Here is a 17,293-nt window from a genome sequence, read left to right on the forward strand (position 1 = left end):
TCTTTCATTTTTATTCTAAGTGCTCGCATAACCACCACTCCGCTAGTTTTTCAATCATATCTGGCGTTTTGAGAGTGAATAAAATGTGACTAAACTCTCGTTAAGCTCACGATTCAAAGTAGCATTTGATTTATTATTTTTGGAGAGATACGTCGGGTGAATTTATATACGAATACAGAGTGCTATTACCCTACAAACGTAAGCAAAACCTACGACTGTACGTGTTAATACAATCGTGATCTAAGCCGACTATCCAAGTAAATCGATAACAATAGGGATGCATAGATTTAACTTACGAAGGATTCGTATTATTCAGTAAACTAATCCCAAATGAGTAGAGTTATAGAGACTTCTAAGCCTTTGCAGAAAAAAGTAACGAGTTCAGTTGATAATTCGCGCAAAAGTCTCGTCATTCCGTCTATCGTTTGGTACATTTGCCGCACATTTTGTCTCCGCTAAAATACCCATGCCTTCTCAGTTCCGAATTAACAAAATTGTTGAAATTGGTGATACTCTTCACCGCAGTGGTTGCGCTCCGTATAAGCTTGAAAAATATACACAATATTATGCTAAAAAGCATGGTGTGGATGTGATGATCCAAGCAACGCCAACCGCGATCAATTATCAGTTTCCAGACGATAACAACGCTGTGATTCTTAAGCGTCTAAAGCCTGCTTCAATTAACCTGAGTTTGTTGGCCAATACGATCATTCGTATTAACCAACCGAGCAGTGAGCCCGTACCAGAGCCTGTCGGTTATTCTAAATTTGTGACTGCACTTGCCAACATGGGTATTCCGCCTGCGTATTTGATGCTAGTAGGCAGTACGTTGGAAGCGGTTGGCTTTTCTGCGTTACTGGGTTTGATGGTTTGGGTATGCCAGCAAGTTCTTCATTCACGTCGTGCTATCGCGGTTGAGTTCATCTCGGCATTGTTAACGGGTATCTTCGTGGCGTTTTTGGCAAGTACAGGTTTGCCGATCCCAGTGTGGGCGCTGTGTATTGCTTCGATAGTCTTGTTTGTCCCCGGGTTATCCATAGCCAACGCATTAGAATGTTTGGCGTTTAATGACTTGGTTTCTGGTACCAGTTTGCTAGGGCAGAGCGCCTTAACGCTGATTAAGCTGTTTGTCGGGATTATCATGGGGCTCAACATCGGTGAAGCGATATGGGGACAAGCGGTCTCCATCGATTATACCAATGCGGTTCCGATGTGGATGCACATATCTGGCTTGGTGCTAATCTCCGTGTCTATCGGTGTGATGTTTAATGCGCGACCTAAAGACATTTTACTTGGCTTGCCAGTTGCGGTTCTTGGCATGTGGGGGCCGTTCTACCTCGGTTTTGATAGTGGTTGGGTTGTGGGTACTTGGGTAACCACGGTTCTTATTACTTTGTACGGAACTTGGATTGCCAAGAAGATGGAGCTCACTGGCTCTATTTATATCGTGCAAGGGATTATCATTTTGGTTCCGGGTAGCCGAGTATTAGTGAGTGCCAGTCAGTCTGTGTTTGAACAATCGATTTTGCCTATTCCAAGTATTGGTTTGTCGGCGTTATTCATGTTCTCTGCAATCGTGGCAGGGCAAATCACCGCTTACTCGATTTACTCGCCAAAAGTCGAACGTTAATCCGTTCCGCTTCTCAAACCTTTAAACAAACACAGCTTAGCGGCTGTGTTTGTTCGTTTTAGGTGCTGTTCTTTTCTACGTTAAATTACGCTACCGAAAATTGGTTCGATTTGTGCTCGCTAAGCCTAACAAGAGTCATTAAAATGGGGACAAATTCTATTTAAATGAAGTATTAACGTATGTCTTTACCTCCTTGTCCGCAATGCCAATCTGAATATGTCTACCCAGACCAAAACAACCTAATCTGCCCTGAGTGTGCCTATGAGTGGAACCCAGAAGAAGAGCGTTTAGAAAGAGAAGCCGCGCGTGTTAAGGACGTGAATGGCGTTGTATTGGAAAGTGGCGATAAAGTTACCTTCATTAAAGACCTAAAAATTAAAGGCAGTTCTTCTGTACTGAAAATCGGCACTAAAGCGGTAATCAGACGAATTAATGAAGGCAAAGCTCACCAGTTAGATTGCAAGCTGGATGGTGGCGGTGAAATGCTGGTTACAGCGAAGTACGTTAAGAAGCAATAGAGGCCAATGGTATTGATCTATCATCGCTGTTCAATAATTCTGACTGGGACATTGTCGTAAATCTTCAATAAGTTTAAGTCGCTTCTTGGCATACTGGTTCGCATATTAAACAACATTAATTGCCTGAGAATTAAGATGATTAGAGAGTACAACCCAGCCGATATTGAAGCCGTTTTAGATATTTGGTTAACCGCCTCGATAAAGGCCCATGAATTTGTGGCTCCTGAGTTTTGGGAGTCGCAAGTGGCTAATATGCGTGACCTATATATTCCTGCATCAACAACTTACGTGTATCAAGTAGACGGTGAGGTTCGCGGGTTTTATTCGCTTTATGAAGGGATACTGGCCGCGATCTTTGTCATTACAGAACATCAAGGGAGTGGTATTGGTAAGCAGCTTATTCATCACGCCAAGCTTGAATGCCCGAACTTGTCTTTGAATGTGTACAAAGAGAATCAAGCGACCATTCAGTTCTACCTTTCTCAAGGCTTTAAGATCGTAAGTGAACAAGCCGACGAGCACACAGGGCACCAAGAGTACACCATGCATTTAGCCTAGCGTTGGGCTTCGTGAATAGTCAGACGAATATTAGGCAGGAATAGAATTTATATGGATATAGTCAAAGCCGACATGGAGCACTCGACTGCGTTCCACCATTATGTAAACGCTTGTATCGATGATGGACTTGAAATCTATACCGGTATTACCGATGGCAGTGATGCTTACTTAGAAAGGCGAGTCGCTTATTCAAAAGGTGAGGAACTGCCAGAAGGTTGGACGCCTGCTTCTACGTATTTTTGTATCGACTCTGGTCAAATCCTTGGTGTCATAAGAGTTCGTCATGGCACCAGTGAATACATTCATGACGTTATCGGCCATATAGGCTACGAGACTTTGCCACAAGCGAGAGGGCAAGGTATCGCAAGTCATATGTTGTCTTGGGTTCAACGTCACGTACTGACCGAAAACGCTATTATTACCTGTGAGTACCGCAATATTGCTTCGCAAAAAGTGATTGAGAAGTGTGGTGGGCAGTTCTTAAATGCCTTTTACTCAGAGCAAGATAAACACGAAGTTCTACGCTATCAACTAAACCCTAAATGAACACTGAAGCATGGCACTTCCTCATTCTCACTTACTTGTCGTGAGCGATCTTTTGGGAAATTAAGCCACTGTAGATTCTGATTCATTGATTATTGTTGGAGATATTTTGAAGTATTCGACAAGACCCGCTCAGTCATCAGATTATGAATTTCTGTTCGAGCTAAAAAAGGCGGCTGAATTTGAGCCAATCAAAGCTGTTTTTGGCTGGGATGAGCAGATTCAAAGAGATATACACGCCGAAGAGTGGGTAGAAGAACGGCCTGAAATCATTGAATATCAAGGTAAAGCGATTGGTAGTGTGTTGTTGCAAGACAAAGAGGATCACTTCTATTTTTGCCGATTCTTCCTACTGCCTGAATATCATGGCAAAGGTATTGGCAGCCAAGTTTTAACGGATTGCTTAGCTCAAGCAGCCAAACTCAATAAGCCTGTGGAGTTGTGTTATTTACAAGGTAATCGAGTTGGGGAATTGTATTTAAGGTTTGGCTTCGAAATCACCTCGCAAAACGATCAGTTTGTCTATATGTGGCGTGAATAGTTAGTAATAATTGAGATGAACTCATTCTTTTAGCCTGTATCTCCATCAGATAGTTGCCTTAATCTTGCCAACAGAGGACGTATAAATAGAGAACTGTCAGCTGAATTATAAAATAATGCTAACCATATCAATATTTTATCAATCTGTGTTTTCGGTCTGGATTTTTAATGATAGGGTCGCCGAATAATTATATTGATAAGAATAAAGGCTTTATATGAAACATCTTCTGCCAATGGCTTTGGTAGCTAGCTTAACGGGTTGTATGACGTTACCTCATAATGCGTCGAATACTCTATCTGCTCCTCATGGAGATGGAGCTATTGGTATTACTACGAAGATCATTAAGGTTGGTAGTGCTTATCCGTGTGATACTTTTTCGATTCTAATGTACGAAAAGATTGGTGACGAACTCGCTCAAGAACCAGAGACGTTGAGAATGACAGTCTACGAAGATCTAGAGTACGTATTGTTTGATAATATCAAGCCAGGTAGTTACGTTGTTAAAGAAGCACGCTGCAATGTTCCAAGAGGGATCGCTGTAGACGGATATAAACGTTACCACTCTATCGAAATGTCGAGTGAGTACACGGTTAAACCCAACACATTGACTTTAACTGATGACCTAATCTTTGCTGCTCAGGAAACTGAGAAGGACTTTTATTTCACAGTTGAATCAAGTGAAGAAGTTTCCATTTACCTTGAGGGTCTGCTTGCGGTATCAGATACTATCGGTGAAGAGTGGAATATAGAAACTCCTAAGAGCCAGCAGCTCTAATCGTTCGTTGGCTCCAAAGTACTAGCTGCCATAAAACTGGTTAACTTTGCTGGAAATTGTAAATAAACTCAATGGTACACTGTGTCATTGAGCTTATTAGTTTTTAGGGGCTATTTAAATTTGATAGTCAGTAATGCCCGAATGTTACTACCACAGATCTGCAATCTTCATTAAGCCTTTTCTTTGGCTCCTAATTGTTTGCCTGTAATATCTTCGAAGTAAAAATCTTGCGACGATACAACCCCAAAATCTATTTGTAGCATCGCTAGAATCAGAGTTATCGACATTCACTTCCAAATTTTGACTCGGAATTATTAATCTTACTGGTTTCAGTAACTAACGGTTTCTTGCGACGGAGCTTTTAGCAAGTTCATGGGGCGGAACACCAAAAGTTTTCTTAAAGGCGCTGGTGAAGTTAGAAGGGTGCTGATAACCCGCTTCATAGGCCGCTTCGGTTATTGAAACCAAGCCACGCTCTAAGTGTTGGCGCGCGATATCCAGACGTCGGTACCGGATATAGCCGTTAATAGTCAGGTTGTAAGATTGCTTAAATCGACGCTGAAGATTGGAAATGCTCATCGAGAACTTACTCGCGATGCTTTCAAGGCTGAGTTGTTGATCTAGGTTGATTTCAATGTAGCTGATGATGTCTTCAATCTTGGCATCGAAACTCTTTGATGTACTGGCCATATCAAGGTTTACACTCGAGTTTGTATTGTGTGAGGCGATGACTGGATCTGTGCTCTCTGTATTTGTGTGGCTATCGTCGGAAGTGCATTGATGACAACATTGAATCGGCATCTGCGACAGGGTTTGAGCAAGTAACTGCTGGGTCAGCGTCTCTACGACAAGCTTGTCTTGGAAGTTGGTTGGTGTCGCTTGGCTGGTAAGTGCGTTCGTGAGTTGAATGATGTCAGCGTTAATCTTTACGTTGTAAAACGCCTTATGTGAATCGAGGAATGATTTGCTAGAACAGTGGTCACTTAAACGAGGCTCGACCCATTGCGGCTTAACCAAGATGTTGATCTTATTTATTTTATTACCTTGGATTAAAGATCGCCTAAAGTTGGCAGGCTTGGCAAGGTTAACCACCACACCTTGTGGGCCAGAGTTGGCATCGAGATCGAACTCGAGATCGTCGTAACCAAAGGTGAGCTTTCCCTCAAGAAGAATCGTAATCAGGATGGCGGAGTGGGCGGTCGATACGATGTTGCTGTCGACCAATTCAACACAACGACCGCCATGTACAAAAATCTGGTCATTGTATTGGTAAGAAAGGAATTTCCCCTCAGCAAGTGATGTTTGCTTGGTTTGGCCTTGCGTCACGATGATCTGCTTTTCCGTCTGTTCTAGTTTTTTGGTCAGGGCTATTTTCTTAGTTAATGTCGATTTTTTGGCTATTACATTTGCTTTTGCCACAGCCGTTTCGGCAAGTTTAGTCTGCTTTGATGTTACTTCACCCATTTGACCGTTCCTCATAACATCTGTGCGTTTTTGCATAAGAAAATCATCTGTGCATTTATAAATTACAACTCTATCATATTTGCGAATTATTATCATTTACATCTAGGATTGAATTTATGGAAAGCCCCGTCAGCTCAACAATCAAGCTTTCAGCCCTCTGTATTGCAATTGCCAGCGCGTTTAGCAGCCCTGTAACTGCAGAAGAGAACACATCGCACTTTGATGAAGTCGTGGTGTGGGGAACGAGAGTATCAAGCAACACTGAATCGATCATTGCCGATGACATGTCACTCAAGCAAGCTGACCATATGTCAGATCTGCTGCGTGAAATCCCTGGTGTTGATGTTGGGGGAACGCACTCGGTCAACCAACGAATTACTATTCGTGGCTTGAGTGAAACTGACTTAGATATTCGATTGGATGGTGCTTCTCAACACGCAAATATGTTCCACCATATCGGTAACCTGACTCTTAATCCTGACATCTTGAAATCGGCCGATATCCAAGTGGGTAACAATTCGGTGACGCAAAATGGACTAGGCGGTTCAGTATTGTTTGAAACCAAAGATGCCAAAGACCTGCTTCGTTATGACGAGAGTTTTGGCGCTCGTGTTTATGGCGGCTACGCAACCAACGCAAGCCAGCAAGGTTCACTCACTGTGTATGGTTTGTTGTCAGATAACGTCGATGCGATGCTTTACAGTCATTACATGAGTCGTGATAACTTCGAAGACGGCGCCGGCAATGAAACCTTTGGGTCAGAAGGCGATGTTTACAACATTCTCGGTAAGATTGGTTTTGAACCGAATGACTTACACCGCTTTGAACTCTCTTATGATCTGTATCGTGATAGTGGTGATTACAGCCCACGTCCAGATATGTCAGGTGGTGCTAACGAAGGCTTGTCTAGCGACATCCTGATTCCAACTGATTATGACCGTGACACTATTACGGCAAGTTATGAGCTACGTGGCGAAAGTCATCAAGGTAACGTCACTCTGTACAACACAGAGACCGAGATTCAGCGTGATGAAAGTGTTATGGCACCGCGTTGGCCATCGAACCGCTTATCTAACAATACGGCGAAAAACCAAAACTTTGGCCTGAATGCTAAGTTCCAATCGGACTATCGCCTGATGTCATTTGATAATATCGCGACTTATGGCTTTGACTACATGGACAAGTCATCGAGCAGCTATTACGGCAGCAGTAAGTTTATGGATGAGTCAGCAATTTCTACCGCACTTTTTGTTGAAGACCAGTTCTACTTTACTCAAGCCTTTTCGATCACTGCAGGTGTTCGTTTTGATGATTACCAGCGTAAAGCCGAAACAGGAAACGATGACTTTGACGACGTAACATGGTCGTTGGCAACGCAATGGGACGTGACCCAAGATTGGACGCTGTTCGCGAGCACCCGTTCGCTGTTCAAAGGACCCGAGTTGATGGAGACCTTTATTGCTTACCAAGACGCAGCGTTCTTAGCTGACGACATTAAGGCTGAAACAGGGCAGAACACCCAAGGTGGTGTGCGCTTCGATAAACGTTTAGATAATCACTTTATTGGCGCAAACTTAACTGTATTCCAAACCAATATCGATGATTACATTGCCGAAGAGTATCAGCCCGTAAACCAGAGTTACTTGATTTATAACTTAGGTGATGTCGAGATAAAAGGTTTTGAGGCGAGCTTGTCTTATGGTTACGAGATGTTTAACAGCAAGCTTTCTTATGCTCGTTCAGATACTAAAAACAAAGACACAGGCGGCGCTGTCGCGGGTGGCAATGGACGCAGTATTGATATGGGCGACAGTATCACGCTAACACTGGACTATCAATCTGAAGCGTTGGAAACGATTTTTGGTTGGAATTCAATGTTTGTTAAAGACGAAGACAATGTATTCGATGGTCAGCCGATCAAAGAAAGCTATGACGTTCATAACCTGTATGCTCAGTGGGTGCCATCAAATGTGGATGGATTGTCTGTCACCTTTGGTATCGATAACGTGTTTGATGAGCAATACACCTCACACGCTTCTCGTTCGGGTACAGCAAGAGGCTTTACCTTGGATGACTATGAACCAGGTCGTAACTACAAGCTTTCCGCTGCGTATCAGTTCTAGAGAAGGTTCCAGTTCTCAGGGTTGGTTAGCTCAATAAACTGGCGGTCGTAGGGATCCGCAAAGTTTATTGACCAAAACTGAAGCTATTCCTTTAAGTCGGTCGTTTAAAGCATTCATTTAAGTCATTCTTTTAAGTGATTACTTTAGGTGGCTAGTGAAAAGAAAAGCGCCTTTCGAGCTCTTGAGCAAGAAAGGCGCTTTTGCCTTGTTCGTTATTGTGGGAGTCATTCAATAGGCAAAGACAGCACACCGCCATTGAGTTCGACTTGTTTTAGCCATTCGGTTGGAATTTCGCCATCTTCTTCGTAGAAACACGCCGCTAATACAGCGCCAATCACAATCGCACGCCCGCAGCTGTCACCGCCACATAAGATATTGTCTCGAATACCTTGTTTAAAGCTCTGGGCCCCCGCAATGATGCGAATCAGCAAGGGAAATGCGGCACTCAGTTCACAATGCAATCCGAACTTCTTCGCGGCATCTGTAATCGAAAGCTCAGGTTCAGCCAATGCTTCATCGATTTGATCGTGTATAAATCTGCTGCAAGTTTGTCGCACCATTTCTACCGATTGCAGAGGCGAGTTGCCTTGAATTGCCGCTTGAATCAGTAGAGTGATGGCTTGGGCCCATTCTACGGCTTTGTCGTTGTTGTTCGTCACTCGTACCGCACTTTCTACCATGGCTGGCAAAGTGTGAGAGGTGTAAGTACACGCCACCAATGGGATGATCTTTGAGACTGCGGGAAGTTGCGTATCGTCTGCGCCACAGGCAGTAATCGGGGCGTCCTCTAGTTCTAATTGATGGATGTTCAGCAAGCTCATGCGCGTCGCTTTATCAATGTAGCCTTGCCAACTGCCACCAAAATCAAACCAGAAGCGGAAATGTTGAATATAGTTCGCTTCATCGTATTTTTGATTGTCGACTAAGCTGTCGACCATCGCCAATAACTGAGCACCATATTGCGATTGCTCGCCTGCGGTTTTACCTTGGTGCGCAAAGTAGCCTTTATCTTGATAATCGAACCGATTCGGTGAGCGAAATTCAGGCTCAAAACCAGCCACGTGTAAGATCCTCTCTTGGTCATACAGCCAGTGCAGCCCCATTGAAGCGGCGTCTCCAACCAATGCGCCGACAACGGCGTAAAAAGCTCTTTCTTTATGATTGTCCATGTTGAGCGATGTCCTTGAGATGAATCAACGTAGTTCGATACGTTAAGTATAGTGATTAGGCGAGCATTTTGCTGTGTTTCTAAAAAGAAATATGAATGGATAAGTCCTGATTGGTCAATAGCTTAAACCAATCAGGTGAAATTGATAAGGGCGATGAATAGTCTGGTGAATTCGTATTTTTGATTGGTGGTGTTATTGATGGTTGAGATAGGCACTAGAGCGCTGCTCAATCACTTTGAAAAGACGTGAAAGCGCAAAGCACAAAGCAAAATATACGAAGCCTACAATGAGCCAGATCTCAAAGATCAAACCTGAAGAGTTTGCCATTTCAGTACCAACAAACGTCATCTCTTGGATAGAAATCAGAGACACAATCGACGTGTCTTTAACCAAAGATATTGCTTGGCCAGCCAATGGCGGTGTGATAGCCGTTAATACTTGCGGGCCGACTACAAATCGATACTTAGACAATGCAGACAGACCGAGTGAATCGGCCGCTTCCCATTGGCCTTTAGGAATACCTTCTAAGCCAGCTCTAATTACTTCAGCAATATAAGCAGAAGAGAGCAAGCCAATACAGATAACACCAGACGCCAAGTTTTCCCAAAGGTTAGCTGGGCCGAACAGGAAATCTTGAACAGCATTAATCTCGCCGTTGTGTTCACGTAAAATGCTTTCTAAACCAAGCAATGGGATCAGCTGGTTAGAAACAAAGAAGTAAAAGATAAAGACAAACACCAGCGGCGGAATATTACGAACCAACTGAATGAAAATCAGTGCCGGTGTTTTGAAGAAAGCGATCTTTGAGTGTCTTGCCACACCTAACAATGTGCCAAAAGAGAGTGCTAACACCATACTCCATAAACTTAAGCGCAGCGTTGCGATCAAGCCTTGGAAAAAATAGGGAATACTGCCTTGAGAAGGCGGAATAAAAATCAGGGTAAACGCATCTTCCCAGCGCCATTGGTAGTTAATACCAACAGCAGAGCGATAATAAAGCCAGCCTGCAAACACACACATGACAGCGAGTAACACGCCATCCAAAAGGTTAAGGCGTTGATACCAAGGCTTCATATGAACGTTGGGCTTAGGTGTTGTCAATGCGCTAGTACTACTCACGTCATTCCTGTTTAAACAATAATAATTAGTAGGCTGTTTTGTTGAGTTTTAGATCATCAATAAAGCGAATCAAGTTGCCGATGAGAAGGCAGTGCAGACAACGCACTGCCTCGATTCACTAGCAAAAGTTCTGATTACTGACCTTGAGCAATCTGGTCTTGCCAATCTAGAGTAGAGAACCAGTACTCGTAACGCTCTTTCAACCAACCGTCTTCAGTACGTGCTTTGATCCATTCGTTGAAGAATTCTGCCTTGTCAGTTTCACCTAGGCGAACTGCAAATGCTTCGTTACCTTTTGACAGACGCTCTTCAAATGGAATAAATAGCGTGTCTGCGTTTTTGATCGTTTCGTGTTCTGGTTTCGGGCTAGACGCGATAACCGCGTGTGCGTTGCCGTTCAACACTTCTTGGAATGCTTGAGCATCGTCATCGAACTGTAGAACTTTCGCTTTAGGGAAGGTTTCACGAGCGACTTGAACTGTGAATGCTCCCCGACGTGCTGCAATTTTTACACGGCGAGAGTCAAAATCAGAGATCTGAGTAAAACCTTCCGCTAGCTCTTTATTAGCCGCCAGTTGAACGCCAGAGTGCGAGTAAGGTTCAGTGAACAATACGCTTTTAGCTCGAGCTTCAGTGATAGACATACCGCCGATGATCACATCAAACTTCTTCGATAATAGAGAAGGGATAATACCGTCCCATGCCGTAGGTACAAATTCGACTTTCCAACCAGAATCTTCGGCAAGGCGTTTCGCCACGTCGATTTCAAAGCCAACGAGATCGCCTTGTTTGTTACGCATCGCCCAAGGAACAAATGTCGACATACCAACGCGCAGTGAGCCACGTTCGTTGATTTTATCGAGGTTAGGCGTTTCAGAAGCAAGTGCAGGCAAACTTACGGCAAGCGCAAGTAGGGCTGTAATCGCGGTTTTAAATAGCTTCATGCTGATAAATCCTTATTGTGTTCGCCAGTTAGCCCCGAGCTTATGCTCAAGCCAAGCAGCAACGGCAGAAAGTGAAAGTGTAAGAGCAAGATAAATGATCGCCACAGAGAACCAAATCTCGAATGGCATCGCGGTTTCAGAAACGATGTTTCTGGCTTCAGTCGTCAGGTCAAAAATAGCCATGACACTCACAATTGAAGAGTTTTTAATAAGAGAGATCACTTCATTGGTCAAAGGTGGCAAGATGCGTTGCACCACCTGAGGAAGAATCACATCCCAGTAAGTATAGGTCTTTGATAAGCCCAAGGATTGAGCTGCTTCAAATTGTCCTCTCGCAATACCATTTAAACCAGCACGAAATATCTCGGCGGTGTAAGCGCCTTGGAAAAGTGCCAAGGCTAAAACGGCAGTACTAAAGCGATCGAGCCCTAATACGGGGCCAAATACAAAATAGAGCAAATAAATTTGTACTAATAACGGCGTGTTACGAATCAACTCAACATAGCTGGTGGCTAAGGTGCGTCCAACCACCGAATTTGAGTTTCTCAATAGTGCTGTCGTTAAACCAATGATCAGCGTAGCAACCAAAGAAATCAAAGAGATATTGATGGTAACCAGTAGCCCTTCAACTAATTCTGCAGGCCACCATTCACCATCTTCATAGAAAGCAATATAGTCCGGCACACGCTCCCATTGCCAGCTGTATCCCATGGTTTGCGCACCAGAGTCGAGAATCCAAACAACAGCAGCCACCAGTACAACAATCTGTACCAAAGCAGATAGGGCGGGTTTAATAATTCGAATCAACATCAATAAGTCAGGATCTGATTTAGGAACGCTTGAGTACGTTCATGTTGAGGGTTTTCAAAGAGCGCTTGTGGCGTATTCGATTCCACAATTTGTCCTTCATCCATGAAGATAACGCGGTCGGCCACTTGTTTTGCAAAGCCCATTTCGTGGGTCACACACACCATGGTGATACCTTCGCTCGCCAGTTCAACCATCACGTCGAGCACTTCGTTGATCATCTCCGGATCAAGCGCTGAAGTCGGTTCATCAAAAAGCAGTAATTCAGGCTTCATGCACAGCGAACGGGCGATAGCTACACGTTGTTGCTGACCGCCAGAAAGTTGCACTGGGTATTTGTTGGCTTGTTCAGCGATGTGTACGCGCTCGAGATAGTGCATTGCAATCTTCTCAGCTTCTCGTTTGCTTTTTTTAAGCGTACGAATCGGCGACAGAGTCAGGTTTTCGAGCACGGTAAGATGGGGGAATAAATGAAAATGCTGAAACACCATTCCGACTTGGCCAGGTGTGTTGAATTTACTCGGAAGCACTTGTTCTAACACGCAAAGCTCGCCACTTTCGAAAGGTTCTAGCTGATTGATACAACGGATTAAGGTTGATTTACCCGAACCTGATGGCCCGCAAATCACCACTATCTCTCCTTGTTCAATATTTAAATCGATATCCTTTAGGGCATGAAAATCACCATACCACTTGTTAAGTGACTTAAACTTAACCATTTCCTTGAGATTGTTCAAATCGTTGTTCATACCTAGTAAAGAGACAGGTTTACCTTACCAATATAGAAATCTGAATGCACATAAAATTAAGGACTTATGAGAATTTAATAGCATCTTGTAGGGCAAATTAAAAAGCAGCGCCCAAAATGAACGCTGCTTTGTTTGTACGAAAGAAATAAGTAATGGGTTCAGTCAGATGTAAAAAATCATCTTTTTGTGGTCATTGTCTTTGCTTTCTCTCTACTTTAGCAATTCTTAGTGAATAGCAGACTCTAAAATCTCACGCGTTTTCTCTGGCGTGATTGCTTGGTTTTCGCCAAGTTGCAGGTAACCGTGTGATTCAAGTTGAGCAACAACGTTGTCGATTGCTGCCGCTTTCGTTGCTTCGTAACCGTCGAACATGGTTGGAACGTCTAGGCTGTGGTAGAAGGCTTCGATTGCAGCGATTGTACGCTCGGCTAAATCAGCACCCGCTTCTAGGCCAAATACGTTACGACCCATTTGCTCTAGCTTGCCACGCTTCGCTTCGATTTGATTACGAAGTAGTGAAGGTTGAACAATCGCAAGAGAACGCGCGTGGTCTACGTGCCATAGCGCAGTGAATTCGTGGCCAATCATGTGTGTTGCCCAATCTTGAGGAACGCCAGTACCAATCAGGCCGTTAAGCGCTTGGTTTGCTGTCCACATTAGGTTTGCACGCCAAGCGTCGTTGTCACGCTCGTCGTATTGCTTACCCAGTACAAGTAGGTTCTTCAGCAGTGTTTCAGCGTAACCGTCTTGAACCATCGCGTCTGTTGGCATTGTGATGTATTGTTCACATACGTGAACCCACGCGTCAACCAAGCCGTTGATCAGTTGGCGTTCAGGTAGAGACTTCATTACGTCTGGGTCCATAACCGCAAACTTAGGCTGTACCGCAGGGTTCATGAATGCCAGTTTCTCTTGAGTCTCTTTACGAGTGATTACCGCACCCATGTTAGATTCAGAACCTGTCGCAGGAAGTGTCAGTACCGCACCAATTGGTGTCGCTTCTGTTACTTGGTGTTTACCCGCTAGGATATCCCAACCGTCGCCGTCGTATTTAGCCGCCGCAGCAACGTACTTAGAACCGTCGATTACTGAACCACCGCCAACAGCGATAATGAACTCTACGTTTTCTTCTTTAACAAGAGCGACGGCTTTATCTAGCGTCTCTTTGGTTGGGTTAGCTTCAACACCAGCGAACTCAATCCAAGCGTGATCCTTTAGAGAAGCGACAACTTGGTCGTAAACACCGTTGCTTTTGATTGAACCGCCACCGTAGATGACTAGTACTTTCTTCGAAGTATCAACCGCTTGGTTGATAGCGTTGATTTGGCCTTGGCCGAAGTGGATAACTGTAGGGTTAACATAAGTGAATTGCATTAGAGATTCCTTGTGTAAAGCTCAATTTGTTATTTTAGTTGATTGCTCAATTTCTATATTTGCATATTAGTACAGTAATCTAGGGTGATGAAGAGCTGATCCTCCAAATAAATTGCCTATTTCTACAAAGTTGATATTCTTTCTCTGCTTTAGCTTAATTACTCTTAGCACTTGGAATGGAAAGTCGCCACTTATGAAAACACTCGCGCAGTTGTTACAGTCTTATGTAGAACACAAAGGTTGGGATGATCTCGAAGGGATCAGAGAAACTGAAATTGGCGGTGTGTGGTTGTATAGAAGCATTGGCGGGAATCAGCGTCAGCCATTTACTTACCAGTCGGGTATTATCATGCTCGGGCAGGGCAAAAAGAACATCTACATTGGCGACAGACCCGTTACATACGCTGCTGGTGATTATCTTGTGGTAGGCGTGCCAATGCCATTGGAGTGTGAAGCCTTACCTGTAAATGGCGAACCATTGCTTGGTTTGTCGATAAGCATCGATTCTCAGCGCTTGCATAGCTTAGTCAAAAAGTTGGAAGACCAAGGCTTTCTAGAGAGCTACTGCAACAAGCACAAGCAGAATTCGAGCGGCTTAGAATCGGCGCCAATGGAAGAGCAAATGCTGGGGAGCTTTACTCGATTGGTCAAAACTCTACATTGTGACATTGAAGCCAACATATTGGGTGATGCCATGGTCAGCGAGATTGTCTACCGCGCATTAACCGGTTCAGAAGGGCGTGTGCTGTTTGATTTAGCTCATCATGACGGACACTATGCACGTGTCGCTAAAGCGCTGTCTAAAGTGCATGAAGAGTATGACCAAACCATCACTGTTCAATCGCTTGCCGATGAAGCTAACATGAGCGTGTCTGCCTTCCACAATGCATTCCGCAATGTCACCTTTGAATCACCTCTTCAATATTTGAAGAAGGTGAGACTTAACAAAGCCAAAGAACTGATTCAGCTAGAAGGCCTTCGCATCAGCGATGCTGCTCGCCGAGTCGGCTACTCGAGCCCATCCCAATTCAGCCGCGAATTTAAGCGCCACTTCAATACTACTCCAAGAGCTGTTTAGCCCTTACTCAATATTTATGTTCCGAAACGTGCGGTATTTCATATTATGCAATATTGTTTGTATATTTTAGTTGCCCGAAAAGTGGATGTTTTATAAATATCTGTTATTAAACAACAAAGCATAGTCGTCATGAGTAAGTTGTTAGGAAGGAATTTGCGTTCAAGCGTTAAACTTTTCGGACTAACGGCGATTATTCTCACGTGAGGAAATATGGACGTTCATTGTAAAATACTAGAAAGCAAAGATAGCCTTAAGTATCGCGCACTACGACTTGAAAGTTTGAGATTACATCCAGAATGCTTTGGCTCTGGTTATGAAGCCCAGTCAAAAATGCCAAAGTTATATTTTGAAGGACTAATTGAAAGTGCTTCTCAGGAAAGTGTCATGATCGGTGCATTTATCGGGGAAGAACTTGTCGGCTTATGTGGGCTGACACCTATTGATGATTCTTCTTTAGAAGTCATTCAAATGTTTGTGACTTCAAGCTCTAGAGGACGTGCTATCAGCATTAAAATGCTAAATCTCGCTAAGCTTTTATTGGAGTCGCGCAATGAAGCAGAATTAAGACTCACAGTTTTTACTAATAATACTCACGCGATAAGCACGTACAACAAATCAGGTTTTGAGTGCTTGCAAACTTTAGGAAATGAGTCGGTAATGACTTTTAAACCTTGAAATCGAAAGCTTCACAAAAATGATTCAACACATATGGCGTTCTGAGCTTGACCGTGAGTTTATGAATTGGATGAGAAGTGAGGCTGGGTTGACTATGCGTGTTGTTTTTCAAGAATACACCAAAGTTGGAGTCTGTGATGACATTAGAAGATTTCCAGTCACAGCTGCTTAAATCATGTTGATACTCTAGGAGGTCTTTTGTTCGACTTATTGAAGAAAGTAGCATTAATTAATCTAACAGCAGCATTGGCAGTTTTAGCGCTATCTCAGTTTTTTCCTTTCTTTGCCACGACAAGACTTGTCGACTTTCTATTTTTTGTGGTCATTGTCATTTGGGTTCTAGCGAAGTTAATGTGGGAAGGTGGTGTTCATAGTAAGACGACACGTCTTGATGACCCTATAACAGATAAAGTCTACAAAATGGTCGAAGGCCATGATTTTGATAAAGACCAACAAGAACACTACCGAATGAACTACCACACAGGGCTAGTGTTGTTCATCGCTGGTTTACCCGCTTTTATTGCTTGCTTTGTTCTTCAACTTGTTTGAGTTCCAGTAGAACAAATGAGTTGCCATGATACTTAATACTTGGAAAGTTTCGCCAGTAAGATATTGGCTGAGAAGGTAATGATGGAAGAGTATTTGGAACTAGATATGCTCACGTTGGAGTCAATTTTTAAAGCAGCTGGGTTTCCGATCGAAAGAGATGTTTATTTGGCATCACGTGCTGAATCAATTGAGCAGGGGTTGTTGTTTGAGTATCGTCGACAAGACAAATTAATTGGTTATGTAACGCTACGTGATTTGGGAGATGGTCAGTGGTTTGTGCCTATGTTTGTGGTGCATCCAAACTATCGAAGTAAGGCGGCATTCCTTTTTTTGTTTCGTTCCATTGCCGATCAACTTAAAAATAACCGCTCAACTGTTTTAGTGAGCAATGTCCTACGCCTCAATGAGTTATCGGTGCAGTTTCACAAGCATCTGGGGTTTGAGGTCACTCGTGAAAATCATTTAGGCTACGAATTTACGTTAGATTTAACACCTGAAGTAAAAGATAAGTGGTCTAACTTCTTAGGTATTCAACGCTGAAACTTTTAAATTTGGGTGGCGTCTAGTGGATGGATTCTCCGAATACCACGAATGAGCACAATCCCCTTGTTAATCAAGATGAGCAAATGTATCTAATCGTAGGTAATATTAGTCTGCTGGTATTCGATTTTCGAATA

The 17,293-nt window shown here is 43.5% G+C and carries 18 protein-coding genes; 11 read left to right on the top strand and 7 right to left on the bottom strand.

What is annotated here, in order from left to right; genetic code table 11:
* Positions 1-466: 466 nt before the first annotated feature.
* The 6 genes from M4S28_RS22045 to M4S28_RS22070 all read left to right on the top strand — a co-directional run bounded on the left by M4S28_RS22045 (position 467) and on the right by M4S28_RS22070 (position 4,565).
* On the top strand, positions 467-1,630 hold the full coding sequence (locus M4S28_RS22045) for a threonine/serine exporter family protein (protein WP_017058966.1): 1,164 nt from the start codon (positions 467-469) through the stop codon (positions 1,628-1,630).
* A gap of 179 nt (positions 1,631-1,809) precedes the next feature.
* Positions 1,810-2,148: a zinc ribbon domain-containing protein YjdM gene (locus M4S28_RS22050; protein WP_249632877.1), complete on the top strand. Its 339-nt coding sequence runs from the start codon at positions 1,810-1,812 to the stop codon at positions 2,146-2,148.
* 135 nt (positions 2,149-2,283) lie between these two features.
* Complete coding sequence (locus M4S28_RS22055) at positions 2,284-2,706, top strand: N-acetyltransferase (protein WP_249632878.1); 423 nt, start codon at positions 2,284-2,286, stop codon at positions 2,704-2,706.
* A 51-nt stretch (positions 2,707-2,757) separates the two neighbouring features.
* Entirely contained in the window at positions 2,758-3,252 is a 495-nt protein-coding gene (locus tag M4S28_RS22060) for a GNAT family N-acetyltransferase (protein WP_249632879.1), read from the top strand.
* Positions 3,253-3,358: 106 nt separating this feature from the next.
* A complete protein-coding gene (locus tag M4S28_RS22065) occupies positions 3,359-3,790 on the top strand; it encodes a GNAT family N-acetyltransferase (RefSeq protein ID WP_249632880.1) in 432 nt (143 codons plus the stop codon).
* Between the two features lie 214 nt (positions 3,791-4,004).
* Positions 4,005-4,565: a hypothetical protein gene (locus M4S28_RS22070; RefSeq protein ID WP_249632881.1), complete on the top strand. Its 561-nt coding sequence runs from the start codon at positions 4,005-4,007 to the stop codon at positions 4,563-4,565.
* A 336-nt stretch (positions 4,566-4,901) separates the two neighbouring features.
* On the opposite strand, the gene M4S28_RS22075 is transcribed toward M4S28_RS22070, so the two are convergent.
* Complete coding sequence (locus M4S28_RS22075) at positions 4,902-6,125, bottom strand: helix-turn-helix domain-containing protein (protein ID WP_249632882.1); 1,224 nt, start codon at positions 6,123-6,125, stop codon at positions 4,902-4,904.
* 20 nt (positions 6,126-6,145) lie between these two features.
* On the opposite strand from M4S28_RS22075, the gene M4S28_RS22080 reads away from it, so the two are divergent.
* The gene (locus M4S28_RS22080) at positions 6,146-8,152 is read left to right on the top strand and encodes a TonB-dependent siderophore receptor (RefSeq protein WP_249632883.1); all 2,007 of its coding nucleotides are present in this window, start codon (positions 6,146-6,148) and stop codon (positions 8,150-8,152) included.
* A 224-nt stretch (positions 8,153-8,376) separates the two neighbouring features.
* Here M4S28_RS22080 and M4S28_RS22085 read toward each other — a convergent pair whose 3' ends face one another.
* The 6 genes from M4S28_RS22085 to M4S28_RS22110 all read right to left on the bottom strand — a co-directional run bounded on the left by M4S28_RS22085 (position 8,377) and on the right by M4S28_RS22110 (position 14,314).
* Complete coding sequence (locus tag M4S28_RS22085; RefSeq protein WP_249632884.1) at positions 8,377-9,321, bottom strand: ADP-ribosylglycohydrolase family protein; 945 nt, start codon at positions 9,319-9,321, stop codon at positions 8,377-8,379.
* Positions 9,322-9,513: 192 nt separating this feature from the next.
* Positions 9,514-10,440 carry an amino acid ABC transporter permease gene (locus M4S28_RS22090; protein WP_017081503.1) on the bottom strand — a complete coding sequence of 309 codons (927 nt, stop codon included), beginning with the start codon at positions 10,438-10,440 and terminating at the stop codon, positions 9,514-9,516.
* 134 nt (positions 10,441-10,574) lie between these two features.
* Entirely contained in the window at positions 10,575-11,384 is an 810-nt protein-coding gene (locus M4S28_RS22095; RefSeq protein ID WP_012600468.1) for a transporter substrate-binding domain-containing protein, read from the bottom strand.
* A gap of 12 nt (positions 11,385-11,396) precedes the next feature.
* Complete coding sequence (locus tag M4S28_RS22100) at positions 11,397-12,194, bottom strand: amino acid ABC transporter permease (RefSeq protein WP_249632885.1); 798 nt, start codon at positions 12,192-12,194, stop codon at positions 11,397-11,399.
* A complete protein-coding gene (locus M4S28_RS22105) occupies positions 12,194-12,940 on the bottom strand; it encodes an amino acid ABC transporter ATP-binding protein (RefSeq protein ID WP_017078274.1) in 747 nt (248 codons plus the stop codon). Before M4S28_RS22105 ends, M4S28_RS22100 begins: the two co-directional genes overlap by 1 nt.
* 225 nt (positions 12,941-13,165) lie before the next feature.
* Positions 13,166-14,314: an iron-containing alcohol dehydrogenase gene (locus M4S28_RS22110; protein ID WP_249632886.1), complete on the bottom strand. Its 1,149-nt coding sequence runs from the start codon at positions 14,312-14,314 to the stop codon at positions 13,166-13,168.
* A gap of 193 nt (positions 14,315-14,507) precedes the next feature.
* Between M4S28_RS22110 and M4S28_RS22115 the strand changes: the two genes are divergently transcribed.
* The 4 genes from M4S28_RS22115 to M4S28_RS22130 all read left to right on the top strand — a co-directional run bounded on the left by M4S28_RS22115 (position 14,508) and on the right by M4S28_RS22130 (position 17,156).
* A complete protein-coding gene (locus M4S28_RS22115) occupies positions 14,508-15,392 on the top strand; it encodes an AraC family transcriptional regulator (RefSeq protein WP_249632887.1) in 885 nt (294 codons plus the stop codon).
* 210 nt (positions 15,393-15,602) lie between these two features.
* A complete protein-coding gene (locus tag M4S28_RS22120) occupies positions 15,603-16,067 on the top strand; it encodes a GNAT family N-acetyltransferase (RefSeq protein ID WP_102499864.1) in 465 nt (154 codons plus the stop codon).
* Positions 16,068-16,265: 198 nt separating this feature from the next.
* Positions 16,266-16,616: a hypothetical protein gene (locus M4S28_RS22125; protein WP_249632888.1), complete on the top strand. Its 351-nt coding sequence runs from the start codon at positions 16,266-16,268 to the stop codon at positions 16,614-16,616.
* A 78-nt stretch (positions 16,617-16,694) separates the two neighbouring features.
* A complete protein-coding gene (locus M4S28_RS22130) occupies positions 16,695-17,156 on the top strand; it encodes a GNAT family N-acetyltransferase (RefSeq protein ID WP_249632889.1) in 462 nt (153 codons plus the stop codon).
* Positions 17,157-17,293: the final 137 nt, after the last annotated feature.

Origin of the sequence: Vibrio sp. J383, assembly GCF_023503985.1 — a bacterium.
Lineage (GTDB): Bacteria > Pseudomonadota > Gammaproteobacteria > Enterobacterales > Vibrionaceae > Vibrio > Vibrio splendidus.

Excerpts from the sequence above, each read along its gene's own strand:
- M4S28_RS22045 (WP_017058966.1), top strand. The coding sequence starts at position 467 with ATGCCTTCTCAGTTCCGAATTAACAAAATTGTTGAAATTGGTGATACT.
- M4S28_RS22050 (WP_249632877.1), top strand. The coding sequence starts at position 1,810 with ATGTCTTTACCTCCTTGTCCGCAATGCCAATCTGAATATGTCTACCCA.
- M4S28_RS22055 (WP_249632878.1), top strand. The coding sequence starts at position 2,284 with ATGATTAGAGAGTACAACCCAGCCGATATTGAAGCCGTTTTAGATATT.
- M4S28_RS22060 (WP_249632879.1), top strand. The coding sequence starts at position 2,758 with ATGGATATAGTCAAAGCCGACATGGAGCACTCGACTGCGTTCCACCAT.
- M4S28_RS22070 (WP_249632881.1), top strand. The coding sequence starts at position 4,005 with ATGAAACATCTTCTGCCAATGGCTTTGGTAGCTAGCTTAACGGGTTGT.
- M4S28_RS22075 (WP_249632882.1), bottom strand. The coding sequence starts at position 6,125 with ATGATAATAATTCGCAAATATGATAGAGTTGTAATTTATAAATGCACA.
- M4S28_RS22080 (WP_249632883.1), top strand. The coding sequence starts at position 6,146 with ATGGAAAGCCCCGTCAGCTCAACAATCAAGCTTTCAGCCCTCTGTATT.
- M4S28_RS22085 (WP_249632884.1), bottom strand. The coding sequence starts at position 9,321 with ATGGACAATCATAAAGAAAGAGCTTTTTACGCCGTTGTCGGCGCATTG.
- M4S28_RS22095 (WP_012600468.1), bottom strand. The coding sequence starts at position 11,384 with ATGAAGCTATTTAAAACCGCGATTACAGCCCTACTTGCGCTTGCCGTA.
- M4S28_RS22100 (WP_249632885.1), bottom strand. The coding sequence starts at position 12,194 with ATGTTGATTCGAATTATTAAACCCGCCCTATCTGCTTTGGTACAGATT.
- M4S28_RS22105 (WP_017078274.1), bottom strand. The coding sequence starts at position 12,940 with ATGAACAACGATTTGAACAATCTCAAGGAAATGGTTAAGTTTAAGTCA.
- M4S28_RS22110 (WP_249632886.1), bottom strand. The coding sequence starts at position 14,314 with ATGCAATTCACTTATGTTAACCCTACAGTTATCCACTTCGGCCAAGGC.
- M4S28_RS22115 (WP_249632887.1), top strand. The coding sequence starts at position 14,508 with ATGAAAACACTCGCGCAGTTGTTACAGTCTTATGTAGAACACAAAGGT.
- M4S28_RS22120 (WP_102499864.1), top strand. The coding sequence starts at position 15,603 with ATGGACGTTCATTGTAAAATACTAGAAAGCAAAGATAGCCTTAAGTAT.
- M4S28_RS22130 (WP_249632889.1), top strand. The coding sequence starts at position 16,695 with ATGATGGAAGAGTATTTGGAACTAGATATGCTCACGTTGGAGTCAATT.